Origin of the sequence: Paenibacillus donghaensis, from assembly GCF_002192415.1 — a bacterium.
In the GTDB taxonomy this organism is placed as follows: domain Bacteria; phylum Bacillota; class Bacilli; order Paenibacillales; family Paenibacillaceae; genus Paenibacillus_AQ; species Paenibacillus_AQ donghaensis.
In genome coordinates, this window is record NZ_CP021780.1 from 8233129 (window position 1) to 8250219 (window position 17091).

The window sequence follows — 17091 nt, forward strand, 5'->3', positions numbered from 1 at the left end:
CCTTTAAAGGACGGCGTAGCCGTTTCTGCTTGTGAAATGGTAGTTTGGACGCAGTCGTCCGGCAGGCAATATGAGCAACGGATTCTGATGTCGACATATCAGCGGCAGTTCCCCAAGTATGCCTGCGGGGAGACTGCCGCTGTTGTGTAGAATACAGAGCTTGTCTATTTCGCCCCGGTCTGGGCCGCGAAATACGCCTGCAGCTCTGCGAGCTTGCGGGGGTCGGCGAGGACGGTTTTGTCGGGGAAGTAGTGCTCCTCGACCAGTTCCCAGGTGGGCACAATCTTCTGCGAGGTCATCGCCTTGATGGCCACCTTGACCGTCTTGCGTTCGCGCGCGTTCGAGAAGGTGTCCTTGTAATGCTGAGCGCGTTCGAAGTCGAGATCCGTGAAGAGCGCGCGGAAGATCTCCGCGGTCATCTTGGCATCATCCAGCGCGCGGTGGGCCGAGCCGGACGGCTCCAGCTCCAGCAGGGCCATGGCCCCTTCGACGCTGACATCATTGCTGAGGCCCCGTGCTCGAAGCAATCCCTTCAGCAGATCGAAATACGTCGCCTGCATCCAGTAGGCATCATCGATCTTGTGCATGCGCACATCCTGGATGATCCGCTTCATGTCCTCACCGCCCCAGGTGAGCAGCAGCACACCGTCGGTACTGAGGTCCAGCCAGGCCCGGAAGGCGGCAATGACCTTGGGGAAACGGTCCGCGACATCAATGTCCTCTTGCGGGATACCGGTTTTTTTCTTGATGAAGGAATTGAGGGTAGAGAAATATATGGGTTTGATCAAGGAAGAGAATTCATCCTTATATTGCAATGAAGCGTCTAACCGGACAGCTCCAATCTCAATGACCTCCATAGGGTGCTCGCTGGCAAACTTACGGCCGTTGAATTCGATGTCCAGAATAATATAATCCACAGGTACTTGCCTCCGTTTCAGTGACTGGCGCGTTCGCTATAATACTGCATTGCGCCGACTTTTCTATTTTAACAAAAAAAGCGCTCCCGTGGGGATTTCAGCAATAACCTCTTAAAGTTTTGTAAGCATACCCTCGTCGACTCTGCTTCGTCAAAACATGCTTCGTAAGCATAACCCTAGTTTGAGCTTACACCGAATATTCATTCTTAAATTTATCTTAATATAGTTGGGTAAGAGTAGTACTGATTGGGGTAATTAACTAAGATGGCTCATACAAAGTTTGACAATAATACATAACACGGACGGGAGGAACGGTTGTGAAGCTGTACGTTACAGTCAAAAGCCTGGGAAAACGCAAGCCGGCCTTGGCCCGGCGGGAGCTGGTGCTTCCGGAGCCGCCGAAGTCGCTGGAGGCTTTGCTTACAAGTATCGTATCCGTCCAGGTGCAGGAGTTCAAGGACAGACAGGGTCAGGGTGAGGTAATCCCTTTTTTGACCGGGAATGAGATTCAGGCGCAAGGTGAAATTGGAAAAGTAGGCTTTGGGAGTCTGTATAACGACGCTGTACCGGATGAAGAGAAGGCCATAGCGGCAGCGTTGCTTGCGTTCAAGGATGGACTGTACCGGGTGTTTCTGCAGGATGAGGAATACACCGGGCTGGATGATCCGCTGCAGTTGGAAGAAGGCGCTGAATTGGTGCTGATCAGGTTCACAATGCTGGCCGGAAGCTTATGGTAGGGGAGGAATAGGGAGAATGGTTAAGATAGATATTGAAGAATTGGAAACGAACTGGTATGAGGAGATGGAGAAGCGGGCCAAGACTCTTGATCAGGGGGAACGTGAATTGGCCGCAGCTCTGCTGGAGCTTAGCCGCTGCAATTATATCCATGACACGGATAAGGAGTACCAGACATTTATTGCACAGCTTCAGGCACATGGCGGAGGAGAACCCGGGCAGGTGTCGGAACCGCTGCAGAGGGTGGTGCAGAAACTGTTCAGTCCCTACACTGCTGCGGTAACAAGTTACATAATGGAGCATGCCACCGAATATCCGAACAGCCAGGGGTATTCCCGCAGGCCTTACCGCAACGGGAACCTCGCTGCGCATCTCCCCAAGATTCTCAATAAGCTGAATTCGCTGCTGTTTATGGAGCGGATCGGCTTATCTCTGGAGAGTCATCTGAAGAACAACAATAAGGAAGATAACTATCAGCAGTATTATCGCATTTATATGGTCTTGGCGGACGTGATTGCTTACGAGCTGGACCGCAGTAACAACACTATCCTGGAGCTACTGAAAGAGATGGTCTACGGGGATAACCAGGCTTCGCTGCTCAGCCAGGATATGCTCCGCGGAATGGTGATGTGCCACCGGCCGGATGTGGCAGCCATGCTCGGCGAGCTGCTGCTGGCCGCCCGTCTGCAGGAGGGGCTGCGCCAGTCCATAGTAGAGAAGATGGATGAAGGCACGCTGGAGAACAACCTGTACTTGCTGAAGCTGATTATCGACCATGAATTCATCCGCTTCAGCTCAGTGGTCCGGGCGGTTGGCGTATGGACAGGTATGGGGCTGGAAGCCCAGAACCAGCGGGTGGCCCAAAGCATAATCGAAGAAGCCTACCAGGTGCTTACGGATGAAGCGCTGAGAGAGCAGTGGCGTTCTGATTCCAATGCGAACCATGTGTACCTTAGCCTGTGGGCGACGGCGATGCATGAAGAGAGCGACCTTCCCGCTGTGATCGAACCGCTGATGGCTGAAGGCCGGCTGTACCAGAAGATTATAGCCCAGTATGTGCTGGGCAACAGCCAGAATCAGGAGGTGCGCCTGGCAAGCGCACGGATGTATCTGCATGAGCAGGACCCTGAGCTGCTGAACTGGGTTCTCAATAATTACGCCTACAGCTACGACAAAATGTGGAGAGCGAGCAAGGATGACGGACCAGCGATTGAAGTAAGGCGCACACCTCAGCTGGAGGACAAGACAGAGCGGCGCCGTGATTTCCTTGCGCTACAGGCGATGGTTCTGAACTCGGAGCACCGCGAGGTCTCGGGCCAGTCCAAGGTACTGGACTTCCTCCAGTTCAATTACAGCACAGAAATACCGCTGCAGAAGATGCTCTATCTGGCTGCCTATGACATGGACAGCGAATGGATTGCCGAGATGATCTTGATGAAGGAGCAGCTGAGCGGCAGTGTGCGTGCCGATCTGCTGCAGTATTTCATAACTGATCCAGAGCATCCCATGCAGCGGGAGTTTATCTTCGCCAGTCTGGCTGACAAAAGCATCAAAAACCGCGAGCTGGCGGTGAGCCAGGCCACCCCGCTGACCCTGAGCCAGGAAGAGCTGATCATGGCCGAAGGCCTGCTGAAGCTGAAGACGGGTTCGTTGCGCCAAGGCGTGACCCTGATGCTGCTGAACCAGCCTGATGAGTCGCTGCAAGGCTCTATTGCCCGGCTGCTGCAGGGCAAGCATGAGCTGCAGCGGCTGGCGGCGCTGGAGCTGGTTACGGTGCTGTTCGAGGGCGGACAGCGAATTCAGCTGTATGAAGCGGTACGGCCGCTGGTGGACAGCATCACTAGCCCATCGGCGAAGGAGCGCGAGCTGCTGCTCCGGCTGGAGCAGAAGAACGAATATACCCGTGACAACGGGTTCGGGCTGTATCAGCCGGGTGAGACGGAGGCGTGGCTGAGCGAAGGGCCGTTGCCGGGCGACTTCCGCTGGGATCAGGTGTTCCGGTTGACGATGGACGAAGTGAAGCAGTTTGTGGAAGGGCTGAACGCCAAGATTCACGAGCACCGCGAATTCGAATATGAGGCGGAATTCTACGGCGGGCATAAGGAGAAGATGCTGCTCGGAACGGAACTCAGGCCGACTACCTTCACTGTGCGGCAGGATGGGGAAGAAACAGCTACTCAGCTGGAGCAGTATCCGCTCCATGAGGTCTGGTCTGCTTACCTTAAAGAGAGCGGTTGGGATTCCCGTAAACTGCTGGAACTGAAATTCCATCTTGGTATGGACGATCTGAACAGAACGATGGAACGTTATTACAGGTTCTTCAGAGGTGAGGTCGATTATGGGGAGTTGAGCAAAATCAAGCTGATGGAGGGCTGGCGGCGGGAGTTCACGGAGCGCCTGTACCCGGTGGAGCAGATTGCCGCGGTCAAGGCACTGCTGGAGAAACAGCCCTACAGCAGACCGCTGCATATTCTGATCCATGCATTTGTGGCAGATCATTGGACACAGGAGAACTTCACCTTGGCCAATGGGGCGCTGAACGCATTAATGGAGGCGATGCTTCAGGACAACCGTGCCGGCGAATTGGCTATGCTGAACGTGCTTGGAAATCCATGGATCTCCATGATGTGGCGGAAGCAGGAGGACCTGGAGACGTTCAGAACCAGATTCCGATCCTTCTATACCTTCGACCGACTGGATGGGGGAGTTCCAGTGTCCTCCCATTTATCATTGGAAGACTTCTTCAGAGCCTATGAAGACGGTCTGATCGGAGAGGGCGAGGTATTCAAGGAGCTGCTGTCCAGCCCGGATAGCCGCAATCATATGCGGAATATGACCTCTGGGCGGCATGACATCGTCGGCAGCAGCGTGAAGCTGCGGGAGATCCGCACCCGAACCCTTGAGCGATTGCTTGAAATCGAACTGAAGCGCGGGGATCTGCCCACAGAGGTTACTGCGCTGGTCATGAGTCTGGAGCGTATTGAAGGAATGGAATATTTCATCCGCATTCTGGCCGGTCTGGACAAGGAGACCTTTATTCGCGGATATCTCTACGGATACGGGGACAGCTTCACCAAAAAAGAGTCCTTCAGCAATCTGCTGAAGATCAGCCACCCGCGCGAAGGGGAGGATGCCGAGCTGCTGAAAGGTCTGCTGAAGCAGCTCGGCATCTCCGACAAGCGGCTGCTGGAAGCCGCGATGTATGCGCCGCAATGGATTGAGATTGTTGCTGCTTACCTAGGCTGGGAGGGACTGCGCAGCGCCGCCTGGTATTTCCATGCGCATATCAATGAGAGCTTCTCCGCAGAGAAGGAGACGGTGGTCGCGCATTATTCACCAATTACACCGCAGGATTTCAATGATGGGGCTTTTGATGTGAATTGGTTCCAGGACGCCTACCACACGCTCGGCCAGGAGCGGTTCGAGCTGCTGTATGAATGCGCGAAATATATCTCTGCCGGGGCGAACCATCGCCGCTCGCAGCTGTTCGCGGATGCTACGCTCGGCAAGCTGAAGCTTGAAGAGATGAAGGTTTCCGCTGCGCAGAAGCGGAACAAGGATCATCTGCTCAGCTACAGCCTGATTCCGCTGGGCAAGCAGCGTGACCGTGACCTGCGGGAGCGGTATGAATTCATCCAGCAATTTCTCGCGGAGAGCAAGAAATTCGGGGCCCAGCGGCGGGCCAGCGAAGCGCTGAGCGTACGGATCGCGCTGGGCAATCTGGCGCGCAATGCCGGATATGCCGATGTGACCCGGCTGATGTGGGATATCGAGGCGCGGAAGCTGGATGAGCTGGAGCCGTATTTTGCACCTTATGCGCTGGATGAGGACACTACAGCCGTGCTGCAGATCGACGCGGAAGGTCAAAGCGAGCTGGCCGTTACCAGCAAAGGCAAGGTGCTGAAGTCGGTGCCGGCCCGCTTCAAGAAACATCCGCATATCGAAACGCTGAAGGAGATCAGAAGCGAGCTGACCGCGCAGTACCGGCGCGCCCGCCTGGAGCTGGAGCGTTCGATGGAGTCGGCCAGCGCGTTCACGCTGGAGGAGATCAGCGGACTGGCGCGCAATCCGATCCTTGCGCCGCTGCTGCTGGCGCTGGTGCTGAAGAGCAGCACAGGTACGCTAGGGTATTTCGATCCGGTGGCGTCTGCGCTGAACGATCCGGCAGGTAAGGCTGCGCAGCTGGAGCCGCAGGAGAAGCTCTACATTGCCCATCCGCTTGATCTATACAACAGCGGACAATGGAGCCTCTTCCAGAAGGACCTGTTCGACCGCCAGCTCCGCCAGCCATTCAAGCAGATCTTCCGCGAGCTGTATCTGCCGAACGCCGATGAGCTGGCGAATGTGACCGGCTCCCGGCGGTATGCCGGGCACCAGGTGCAGCCGAACAAGACGGTTGCCCTGCTGCGGGGACGGCAGTGGACCGTCAGTTATGAAGAGGGACTGCAGAAGGTATTCTACGGCGAGAACCTGATTGTGCGGCTCTATGCACAGGCGGACTGGTTCTCACCTGCCGACACCGAAGCGCCTGCACTCGAAACCGTGCAGTTCTTCGACCGGAAGACCTATAAGGAGGTGCCGCTAGATCAGGTGCCGCCGCTGGTGTTCTCCGAGGTCATGCGCGACATTGATCTGGTCGTAAGCGTGGCCCATGTCGGCGGCGTTGATCCGGAAGCCAGCCTGACCACCGTCGAGATGCGCAGCGTGATCGTGAAGGAATCGCTGCGTCTGCTGAAGCTGGATAATGTCAGCCTAGACGGCAATTATGCCCGGATTGCAGGCAGCCTGGGTGAGTATGCGGTACATCTGGGCAGCGGTATGGTATATAAACAGGCCACGGGAGCACTCCACATCATCGCCGTCCACTCCCAGCACCGGGGCCGCCTGTTCCTGCCGTTCCTGGATGAAGACCCGCGTACAGCGGAGATTCTATCCAAGATTGTGCTGCTGGCGGAGGACAAGAAGATTAAAGATCCACAGATCCTGATGCAGCTGCAATAATCCTGCAGCAGGCAGGCAAGTTCTGACAGACAAAGGGGTGTCCGGCAAGCCGTTACAGGTGTGCCGGACACCTTTTTGACATCATAATATGGGAGCAAAGATGAATTGAACTATCCAATTCCAGAGTGTACGATACAGGAGTGTGATTTATATACAGCCGTGTACGCCGTGAAAAAGGAGAGAAGCTGATGAAGATTAGAGTGCTGATTGCAGATGACAACAGCTTCATCCGGGAAGGGATGAAGATTATCCTGGGCACCTTTGAAGAATTTGAGGTGCTGGCCACCGTGGGGGACGGGCAGGAGGCAGTGGACTTCTGCCGGACTCATGAAGTGGATGTAGCGCTGCTCGATGTCCGTATGCCCCATATGAACGGGGTCCAGGCCACGCGTCTACTGAATGCGGAAACGTTGGCCAAACCGCTGATTCTGACCACTTTTGATGATGATGAATATATTATTGAGGCTATCCGGCACGGAGCAAAGGGTTATTTGCTGAAGAATAATGACCCCGAGCGCATCCGGGAAGCGATTAAGAGTGTACATAACGGAAACAACGTTATCCAGGATGTGGTCCTGGATAAGCTGATTGAAAGTATGGGCGGGAGGCAGCAGTCGGAAGCAGCAGAGACTTCCTCCCCGCTGAAGGAAGAGACAATGGAGTTCCCCTTTGACCGGACGTTGTTCACCAGGCGTGAGCTGGATGTGATGTCTTTGATTGCAGAGGGTCATTCCAATAAAGGCATCTCCGGCAAGCTGTTTATCTCTGAGGGTACCACGGCCAACTATATTACTTCAATCCTAAACAAAACAGCTCTCCAACACCGTACCCAGATTGCGATCTATTACCTCACAGGCCATACCCACACCTATGAAATCTAACGAACCCGGAAATCTCTTGCCACTGTGGAATGCAGGCCACAAGGGGATCATGATATTCTTCGTAATCCTGATGGCCGGCTTCACGTCCACTGAGCCTAATCGGCGGCTGGTGCTGTACATCCTGATCTATGTCGCGCTGAATACAATGATTTCCCTTGCCGCAGACGGCAGGGTCCATCGGTGGCTGATCTGTGTGAATCTGCTCTATCTGCTCGGTTGTATGCGGTATATTGATCCGCAATTTGCGCTATTGCTGCCGCTCGGACTCTGTGAGCTGGCGGCTCTTCCGCATCTTTCGGCCAGGCAGGGAGTGTACATCCTATTCGCCTTGCCAGTGCCGGCATTATTCATTTCAAGCCCGCTGCTTGTCTTCTACAGCTGCGCTGCCGCATTGACGGTGCTCAGTTATCTGCTGCTGCGGCGGCAGAGCATCCGCTCCGGCAAGCAAGACGCAGAGCTGGAGCGGATGCGCCGGGAACTGGAGTCGCTGGTCCTAAAGCACAGCACCAATCATGAACTGCTGAAGGCTTCGGAATATACAGCGAAGCTGGAAGAACGGAACCGGCTGGCCCAGGAAATTCATGATGGGCTTGGACATGCCATGACCGGAGCGCTGATCCAGATGGAGGCGGCCAAGCTACTGCTGCACAGCGATGCACCCAAGGCGGAAAGGCTGCTGCAGAATGCGATAGGAATCTCCAAGCAGGGAATAGAAGAGATTCGTCTGACGCTTAAGAATAACAAGCCTGCACCGCAACAGCTGGGACTCAACCGGCTTAAGGCAGCTGTGGAAGACTTCGGAGGAAGAACTGGACTGATGACCTCCCTTACGCATGAAGGCGACATGGAGCGGATCAGTCCGCTGCACTGGAGAATTATCCAGGAGAATGTAACGGAGGCCCTGACCAATTCGGCCAAATATGCGGGATCCTCCGCTGTGCATGTGCGGATCAGCGTGCTGGGGCATTACGTGCAGGCTGTGGTTTCGGACCGGGGGCAGGGTGCTCCGCGCATTGTAAAAGGCCTCGGGCTGATCGGTATGGAAGAACGGGCAGCGGCGCTGGGTGGCACAGTCATTGCCGACGGCCATGAAGGATTCACAGTGACCACGCTGCTGCCCTATGGAAAAAGATGAGAAAACTCATACAACAAGGATGAACTTATGCACTGACATAAGGGCATCCTTTTTTCTTAAAATAATACTGTCATAAAGCAAAAAAGGGAGGCAAGCAGAATGAACGTATTGGAGCTTCGCGGTCTGACCAAAAAATTCGGTGATTACATCGCCGTCGACAATATGTCGCTTTCGATCAGGCAGGGGGAAATATTCGGGTTCCTGGGCGCCAACGGTGCCGGTAAAAGCACAACCATTAACATGATATCCATGCTGCTGCGTCCTTCAAAAGGCGAGATTCGCATCTTGGACAAGGATATTATGCAGCAAAGACGGTTCGCCAAGCTGAATCTGGGGATTGTACCCCAGGATCTGGCGATTTACGAGGACATGACCGCTTATGAGAATGTGAGTTTTTTTGCCGGACTGTACGGCCTGCGGGGTGCCAGACTGAAGGAACGCTCGCTGGAAGCTCTGGCCTTCGTTGGCCTTAGTGATAAAGCCAAAGCATTGCCGAGGACCTTCTCCGGAGGGATGAAGCGGAGGCTCAATATTGCCTGCGCCATTGCCCACAAGCCCAAACTGATTATTATGGACGAGCCGACCGTAGGCATTGATCCGCAGTCCCGCAATTATATCCTCGCTTCGGTACGGGCACTGAATGAAACGGGCAGCACAATCATCTACACCAGCCATTACATGGAGGAGGTAGAAGAGATCTGCTCACGAATCGCAATTGTTGACCATGGCAAGATTATTGCCGAAGGCACCAAGGAGCAGCTTAAGGCGAGTATCACGGATGTGAAGGAGATTAGTCTGGACATCAAATCACCGGAAGGAACGGAAGCCGGTCTGCTGCAGTCCCTTCCGGGTGTACGGCTGGTGATGCAGGAGGCGGGCCAGCTGCGGATTCAGAGCGATGTGGGCATGGAGAACTTAAACCTGATTCTGAGGAAGCTGCTGGAGGAAGGCGTAGAGATTTGCTCCGTCGAGGAGCGGGAGCCGAATCTGGAAACAGTATTCCTGACGCTTACCGGTCGTAAGCTGAGAGACTAATCCAAGCGATGGAAGGAGGGGAACCGTTGAATACGTTAAGAATTGCTTACAAAGAAATCAAACATGGAGTGCGTGACTGGGGAACGATGCTGTTCATGCTGGCATTCCCGCTTGCGTTGATCCTGATCTTGGGATTGACGTTGACGAATGCTTTTGAGAGCGGCGTGGACCTTGCACCGGTTAAAGTGCTGGTCCAGGATTCAAGCAGTAATGTGGAACTGTCGAAAGCTTTTCGCTCGTTCTCTGACGGTATGGAGCGCGCGGGGGTGCAGACCGAGCTTGCGGCTGAGGGAGTGGATGGCCGCACTGAGGTGGAGTTGAACCGTTATGCCGATTATATTGAGCTGCGGGATGACGGGATTCTGCTTTATGCCAGCAGCCGCAGCGGGATTGAGAGCAACATTGTGCAAGGGCTGCTGAGTTCCTTCACAGACCGCCATAATCTGGCTGCTGTCGTTGCGCAGTCTGCTCCTGAGCGCCTGAACAAGGTGTTCACGGATCTGCCGGAGCAGAGCTATATCAGGGAGGTTGCCGTTAACTCGGAGAGAACGCCAACCTCTCTCGATTATTATGCGGTAGCCATGACCGCCATGATCGGATTGTGGAGTGCATTGCCGGCGTCCGGACTGATCCGCAGTGAAATTTCACGCGGCACCGCCCAGAGACTGGCGATTGCTCCGGTATCGAGGGGGGAGATTCTGACCGGCAAGCTGCTCGGCAGCTTTGTCATTAATACGCTCTGTGTTCTACTGTTGATACTGGTCAGCAAATATGGATTCGGCGCCTATTGGGGAGAACGGGCAGGTGAGGTGCTGCTGATACTACTCTCGGAGATTACGATGGCTATCAGCTTAGGGCTGGCCTGCGGTTATGTGATGAAGGGGGCGGCCTCGCAGGGCATTGTGCTGGTCATTCTGCAGGTGGCTTCATTGGCCGGAGGGGCGTTCTTTCCAGTCAGTGAAGGTGGAGGACTGCTGGGCTGGCTGGTCAATTGGTCGCCGATGCACTGGACCCATCAGGCGCTAACGGCTGTCATTAACGGCAATACAAACTCAGGAGTGTGGGGGGCCATTGGCCTGAATCTTGGACTTGCGGTTTTGTTCCTGGGATCATCTATCATTATCTTAAGACAAAGGGAGGGCATCTAATGCTTAAGGATATTTGGTTTCTGGTTACACGGACCCTTAGGGCAACCTTCCGCAAGCGTTCAACGTTATTGCTCTATTTTGGACTTCCGATTGCCGGAATTCTGCTGTGTACCGTACTGTATGGATCCCAAGGAGAAGCCGAGCTGAGGGTGGGGGTGGTGAACAGCGACGGGGAGGCGCAGATCGCCATGGACACGATCGGTTTCGTGAAATCGATGGATACCGTGAAGCTGGTGGAGGTGACGGCGGACGAACTGAAGCAGCAGCTTGCTGCAAGCGACCTGGATCTTGGCCTGATCCTTGATCCCGGCTACTCTCAGAGCGTACTTGAGGGGCTGCCGGCCCATATCACGATCCAATCGGTGAAGGGGGCGGAGGTCACAGCCTATATGAAAGCCCTGCTCTATGGATATATAGACAATATAAGTGTGATAGCCGGAGCCGCTGAAGGGGATGGCACGAAATTTGATGAACTGAACAGCCTCTACCGGAATGCCGATTTCAAACTTGCCACTGAGGCGGTAGCGGACAGCTCTGCCGAGCAACGCCTGACCTTTCAGTCGATTGGCTTCCTGCTGCTGTTCATGATGACTTCGGCCTTCAATCTGTCAGAGCTGATTATCAGGAACCGGGAGAACCGGACGTATTTCCGCGTGCTGTCCTCGCCGATTAATGCCCGGACCTATGTATTGTCCAATATTATCGTTAACCTCATCATCATGGTGCTGCAAATCGCCGTTACGCTGTTCTTCATGCAGCAGGTCTTCGGGCTGAACTCGGGAGTTCCGGCTGGCCGCCTGTTCTTGCTGCTCAGCATGTTTGCCCTGGTTTCTGTCAGCATCTCGCTTGTCATCGTATCGCTTGCCCGCAGTACAGCTGCGGCTTCAGCGCTGCAGAACCTGATTATTACGCCAACCTGCTTCATCTCCGGCTGTTTCTTTCCGATCAGCATCATGCCGGATACGGTGCAGCGGATTGCCAGCTTCCTGCCGCAGACCTGGGTATTGGAGTCCTTCAGCAGTCTGCAGTCCGGCACAAGCCTGGCAGGAATCAGCTTTGATCTGGTCGTTCTGTTCGCTTTCGCAATGGTATTCTTCCTGATTGCGACCTATAGCTTCGGGCGCAATAATGATACCCGGAACTTTGTATGATTCAGGCCTTACTAGGCCTTATTAGTCCCGGATAACATACCCTTCGCCCGGCTTCATTCCGCTGAAGCCAGCCATCTGGCGGGCCTGGAAACGCAGGGGCCGGTTGCTGGCGATCAGCAGGATGTTGAGCAGATCGCCAGCGGTGCCTGAAGGGAGGCAGAAAGCTTCAATATGGCCGTAATGTTCACTTAAGGTGGTATGAATCGCATTGATCAGCGGATCATGCTCGCCTTTGCCCATCAGGTTGATCAGCAAGGCGCCATGGGATGCCAGCTTCTCCCTGGTAAGACTGAAGAATTCGCTGGATACCAGATGGCGCGGGGTTCCCGCTGCGGTGAAGGCGTCCAGCACAATATAATCATAGGTCTGCGGTTTCTCCTGCGCCAGCAAGAGACGCCCGTCCCCGATCCATACGTTATCTCCGCTGTATCCGAAATGCGATTTGCTAAGTGCTACGACTTCAGCGTCCAGCTCAGCTACTTTGAAGCGTTTCTCCGGGTAATGGCCGGCAATCGTACCAATCCCGTGGCCGATGACAAATACGTCCTCGAAATAAGGCTGATTCCACTCCATCAAATGAAGGATGGCCCGCGGATATTCAAACAGAATGCGCTGCGGCTGATCAAGGTCCATTGCGCCCTGAATGGCCAGGTTGGAGAATTGCATGACCCGGAATCTGCCGGTCTCTCCGTACAGCTCTGTGGTGTCATACACGGTAATGTCATGGTTGCTGCTGCGGGTCTGGATTCTTGGGTTCACGGTCCTTCTGCTCCTTACACCATTGAGATTCGTTTATATTCACTGGGAGTGACGCCGACCACCCGTTTGAACAGCTTATTGAAATAAGCCGGATCAGCATAGCCGACTTCGGCTCCAATTTCGTGAACCTTCAGGTCAGGGGCCTGCTTCAGCAGCTGCTTGGCCTTGCGGATGCGGATTTCGATAATGTAATCGGTAAGTGTGAGTCCAGTCTCCTGCTTGAACAGCTTGCTTAAATAACTGGGTGTCAGATACACCATATGGGCCAGCGCATTCAGCTCCGAGTGCTGGTTGTAGTTGGCTGCGATCCAGCGCTTTACGGTTTCTATTGCCGTGCCGGACATTTCCAGGCGGCTGGTGCGGATCGCGTGAAGGGCGGCCGAGAACACAGAGCTAAACGTGGTCTCCATGTCAGTAAAAGCCATGCAGGACTCGAGCCGCTCCTCCAGCTGCCGTCCTGCGAAACTCCTGTAGAGCGGTTCGAATTCCTGCAGCTCGGCTGCAGCAGTTTCCTCCAGCAGCCGGCAGACACGGATGATCTGCTCCGTTGAGGCCTTCTGCGATTGTAGCATACAGAACAACTGGCGGATACGTTCCATTACGCCGGCGACATCGAGAATCTGCAGGTCATGGATCAGCCCCTCCCGGCGCGAAGCAAAGGGGTCGACGTTCGTTCTTTTGAGCGGGTGGAGCTGCTCAAAACCTGCATAATACAGCGGTTCCGGGCTGAAAATGCCGGCATCGCAAGCCGCTCCCGCTTCCAGATAGGCCTGTCTGAGCTGTTCCGGACTGGAATACGAGCGGCTATAGCCGACATGGAGCTGTTGCCCGTTGACGGCAAGCAGCCGGCTGCGGATAGCAGCCAGAGCCTCGTCACCCAGCGGCTCTGGAGAGTACCAGATCCAGGCCTGCCGTCCCTGGCGGAGCTCCAGCAGATCGAACAGCCCGTCCTGCTCCTGACGCAGCCGGATGGAGCAGGCATCCAGGACTTCTGACGAGCCTGCCTTCAGCACCAGCAGCAAGAAATGAGGCTGGGGCAAGGTTAGGCCGGACAAAAGCGTGGGGGAAGGCTCCTCCAGATGCAGAAGTGTAAGCAGCAGCCCGGAGCGCTGGCGCTGCTCTGTGTCACGCAGAAGCCGCCGCTCCTCGTCCAGACTGTACAGCAGCTCGAACAGCTGCTCTTTGTTGATCGGCTTAAGCAGGTAGTCGACTGCCGAGCTGCGGATGGCTTCCCGGGCGTAGTTGAATTCAACGAAGCCGCTCATCAGGATGCAGCGGATTCGCGGATGGGTGGCTTTGAGCTGCTTGATCAGCTCCAGCCCGTCAATCTGCGGCATACGGATATCAGTAATCACGACATCAACATGAGCAGGATCAAGCTCATCCAGCAGCAGCTTCCCGTCACCATAGGTTCCGGTGACCTGAAACTCCCGGCTCTCCTTGGCAATCATGCGGGCCAGACCTTCCCGAATCAGGACCTCATCATCCACAATTACAATCTGCAGCAATCCGCCCATCCCCTCTCTGTAATGAAATTATTCATTCTCCCTCATAGGCAGAGCCATCTTCGATCCGCAGCGTGACCCGGGTCCCGGCTCCGGGCTTGCTCTCGACGCTTAGTCCAAAGCAACTGCCGTAATGCAGCCGGACCCGTTCATTCACATTTCGCAGGCCAATGCCGAACATCTCACCGGTGGCACCATCCTTCAGACTTCCGTTCAGGGAGCGGAGGGTGTCCTCATCCATGCCAACCCCGTTGTCCTCTACACAGAATACGGCGTTGCCGTTCTCGTTCCAGGCGGAGATAGCCAGCGTGCCCGGCCCTTCCTTACGCTCCAGCCCATGAAATACCGCATTCTCAACAATCGGCTGAAACACCAGCTTGATCACAGGCAGCGGAAGGAAACGGTCCGGCACTTCTATACTTAAGTTGAATTTACCGGGGAAGCGGATCTGCAGCAGGTCAAGGTAGTTGCGCACATGCTCCAGCTCTTCCCTGATCGTGACAGTCTCATCGCTGCGGGTGATGCTGTACCGCATCTGCAGGCCGAGCAGATAGGTCAGCTTGGCTACCCGCGGATCATCGCTGCTCTCCGCCAGCATCCGGATCGATTCCAGCGTGTTGTAGATGAAATGGGGGTTGATCTGATTCTGGAGTGCGCGCATATCGGCCTTCTGCTTGCGTTTCTCCGTAAGAGAGACCTCCTGCAGCAGGTCCTTGACCCGGATAATCATCCGGTTGAAGTGGCTGCCAAGCATCCCGATCTCATCATTGTACCTTGGCTTAAGCCAGACCTCCAGATTGCCGTGCTGCACCTGCTTCATCAGGCGGACCATCGATTTCAGCGGCTTCGTCAGCGCATGAGAGATCACAGTAGCCACAAACAGCGCAAAGGCAATGATGATCAGGGTCGTGATAATCAGCATGTTGCGGTTTCGCTCCACAGGTGAAAGAATGCGGGAGCGCGGAATGGTGACCAATGTGGTCCAACCGGTCTGTTTGGAAACGGTATATACAGCCAGATAGGACTGTCCCTCCAAATCGAGCTCGAAGTGGCCTTCGGGCTGTGTCACCTGCGCCAGCAGCTGGGGGAGATGCAGCTTCTCCATGTCGTCCCGCTGTAACGGATTATCCTGGCTATCACTGGCATACATCAATTCCCCTGAATGATCGACAATCAGCGTATTCCCCTGCGTTACAGCGTTGACTGTTTCGGTGATGCCCTTGAACAGGTTGATATCGACATCAAACACGAGAATGCCGATATTCTTCAGTGTGCTTACAGAGGAAACTGTACGTAAGATGCTGAATACGTCGCGCTGCTCATTCGAATTGACCCGGATCGTGTGTCTGCCTTGGATGACAGGCGCGACCCCGGCCGCTTCGCTGAGTATTCTCCATTTGGCCAGCCGTTCTGCCGGGAAGAGCTGGTTGATGCTTGCATCCTTGTCATAGAATACTGAGCCATACAGGTCGACCAGATATACGGCTGCGATCTCTTCCTTGGTGTGGTTCAGGTAGCTCAGGAACATGGACATTGTGGTATTCTTGCCCCAGTCGGTAATCTGCTGCTCCAGATAGAACTGCACATCGGTATTGTACAGGGGCAGTGCCGTATTGCGCTTAAGGTCCGCAATGTAGCGGTCAATGGTGCCCGAGGCGTTGGCTGTCATCTGGCCGGCGCTGTCGGTTGCATTGACCAGTACAGTGTTGAACATGGAGCGGGAGGAGAGGTAGCTGACATATGTAATCGGCAGCGAGATCAGGAAGATGAAGACGACAATCAGCTTGCGTTCCATCGGCAGGTTGGCCAGGAATAACCACAGGTTGCGAATGAAGCCACGAAGAGAGGATACCATCGTTGTTATTCCTTTCCGGTAGGTTGCACGCTATAATTTATCCTTCTATTTCTCGCTGAAACGGATGCCTGAAAGCGATACGTAGTATCGCTGCTTCGGAAGCATATGCTCTTGCAGAGGACGGCGAAGCCGTTTCTACTTGACTGCCCCGCTGGTTACACCTTCAAAGATATAGCGCTGCAGGAAGAAATACAGCACCACCGTCGGCAGCAGGATCAGCAGGATTGCGGCACAGATCATGTTCCATTCTCCAGAATTCACGCCCTGAAAGCGCATGAGGATGGTGGTGACCACACCCAGGCTCTGCTTGGGCATATAGAGGTAAGGAATGTACATATCGTTATAGATGCTGATCGTTTTGAGAATCACCAGTGTGGCTGTTGCCGGAGCTAGCAGCGGGAAGATGATCGAACGGTATATTTTGAACAGGGATGCTCCTTCAACCATGGCGTTCTCATCCAGATCTACGGGAATATTGCGGATGAACTGCAGATATAGAATGATCTGGATCACGTCGGCACCAATGTACAATACAATCGGCGCTCCCAGTGTGTTGTAGAGTCCCATATTCTTGATGATGCCAAACGTCGCCACCTGCGTAGTGATGCTGGGGATAACCGTTGCCACCAGATAAGCGCCGAACACTAGCGGCTTCAGCTTGAAAGAGAAGCGGCCCAGCACATACGCTACCATTGTCCCAAAGAGAATGTTCAGGGTCAATGTAATTATTATAATCACCAGCACATTGCCGAACCCGGAGAGCAGTCCCCCGCGCTGGAAGACGGCAACGAAATTGTCAAAGTTGAGGAAGCTCTTCGGCAGAGCCATCGAGCTGCTGCTGTTGAATTCATCCGTAGATTTGAAGGCGTTGATGATAACCACATAGGGGGGGAAGAGGACGACGAACACGCCAATCAGCAGCGACAGGTATTTAAAGAAATCGGTAAGGCGGAATTTAGAGTGTGTCAT

12 protein-coding genes are annotated in these 17091 nt (G+C 54.6%); 7 read left to right on the forward strand and 5 right to left on the reverse strand.

What is annotated here, in order from left to right; genetic code table 11:
* Nucleotides 1–164 precede the first annotated feature (164 nt).
* Nucleotides 165–917 (reverse strand): 3'-5' exonuclease, encoded by a 753-nt coding sequence (locus B9T62_RS37275; RefSeq protein WP_087919854.1) that lies wholly within the window; start codon nucleotides 915–917, stop codon nucleotides 165–167.
* 317 nt (nucleotides 918–1234) lie between these two features.
* Between B9T62_RS37275 and B9T62_RS37280 the strand changes: the two genes are divergently transcribed.
* From B9T62_RS37280 to B9T62_RS37310, 7 genes are all read left to right on the forward strand, one after another.
* A complete protein-coding gene (locus B9T62_RS37280; protein WP_087919855.1) occupies nucleotides 1235–1654 on the forward strand; it encodes a hypothetical protein in 420 nt (139 codons plus the stop codon).
* Nucleotides 1655–1679: 25 nt separating this feature from the next.
* The gene (locus tag B9T62_RS37285; protein ID WP_087920572.1) at nucleotides 1680–6653 is read left to right on the forward strand and encodes a DUF4132 domain-containing protein; all 4974 of its coding nucleotides are present in this window, start codon (nucleotides 1680–1682) and stop codon (nucleotides 6651–6653) included.
* Between the two features lie 188 nt (nucleotides 6654–6841).
* Nucleotides 6842–7534 (forward strand): response regulator transcription factor, encoded by a 693-nt coding sequence (locus B9T62_RS37290; protein ID WP_087919856.1) that lies wholly within the window; start codon nucleotides 6842–6844, stop codon nucleotides 7532–7534.
* A gap of 49 nt (nucleotides 7535–7583) precedes the next feature.
* Nucleotides 7584–8669 (forward strand): sensor histidine kinase, encoded by a 1086-nt coding sequence (locus tag B9T62_RS37295; protein WP_157794163.1) that lies wholly within the window; start codon nucleotides 7584–7586, stop codon nucleotides 8667–8669.
* Nucleotides 8670–8768: 99 nt separating this feature from the next.
* Nucleotides 8769–9704: an ABC transporter ATP-binding protein gene (locus B9T62_RS37300; protein ID WP_087919858.1), complete on the forward strand. Its 936-nt coding sequence runs from the start codon at nucleotides 8769–8771 to the stop codon at nucleotides 9702–9704.
* Nucleotides 9705–9730: 26 nt separating this feature from the next.
* A complete protein-coding gene (locus B9T62_RS37305; RefSeq protein ID WP_157794164.1) occupies nucleotides 9731–10852 on the forward strand; it encodes an ABC transporter permease in 1122 nt (373 codons plus the stop codon).
* A complete protein-coding gene (locus B9T62_RS37310) occupies nucleotides 10852–12003 on the forward strand; it encodes an ABC transporter permease (RefSeq protein ID WP_087919860.1) in 1152 nt (383 codons plus the stop codon). Before B9T62_RS37305 ends, B9T62_RS37310 begins: the two co-directional genes overlap by 1 nt.
* 21 nt (nucleotides 12004–12024) lie before the next feature.
* Here B9T62_RS37310 and B9T62_RS37315 read toward each other — a convergent pair whose 3' ends face one another.
* The 4 genes from B9T62_RS37315 to B9T62_RS37330 all read right to left on the reverse strand — a co-directional run bounded on the left by B9T62_RS37315 (nucleotide 12025) and on the right by B9T62_RS37330 (nucleotide 17091).
* Nucleotides 12025–12762, reverse strand: a complete 738-nt coding sequence (locus B9T62_RS37315; RefSeq protein WP_087919861.1) for a spermidine synthase — start codon at nucleotides 12760–12762, stop codon at nucleotides 12025–12027.
* A 14-nt stretch (nucleotides 12763–12776) separates the two neighbouring features.
* Nucleotides 12777–14270 carry a response regulator gene (locus B9T62_RS37320; RefSeq protein WP_087920573.1) on the reverse strand — a complete coding sequence of 498 codons (1494 nt, stop codon included), beginning with the start codon at nucleotides 14268–14270 and terminating at the stop codon, nucleotides 12777–12779.
* Between the two features lie 31 nt (nucleotides 14271–14301).
* Entirely contained in the window at nucleotides 14302–16122 is a 1821-nt protein-coding gene (locus B9T62_RS37325; RefSeq protein WP_087919862.1) for a sensor histidine kinase, read from the reverse strand.
* Between the two features lie 135 nt (nucleotides 16123–16257).
* Complete coding sequence (locus tag B9T62_RS37330; protein ID WP_087919863.1) at nucleotides 16258–17091, reverse strand: carbohydrate ABC transporter permease; 834 nt, start codon at nucleotides 17089–17091, stop codon at nucleotides 16258–16260.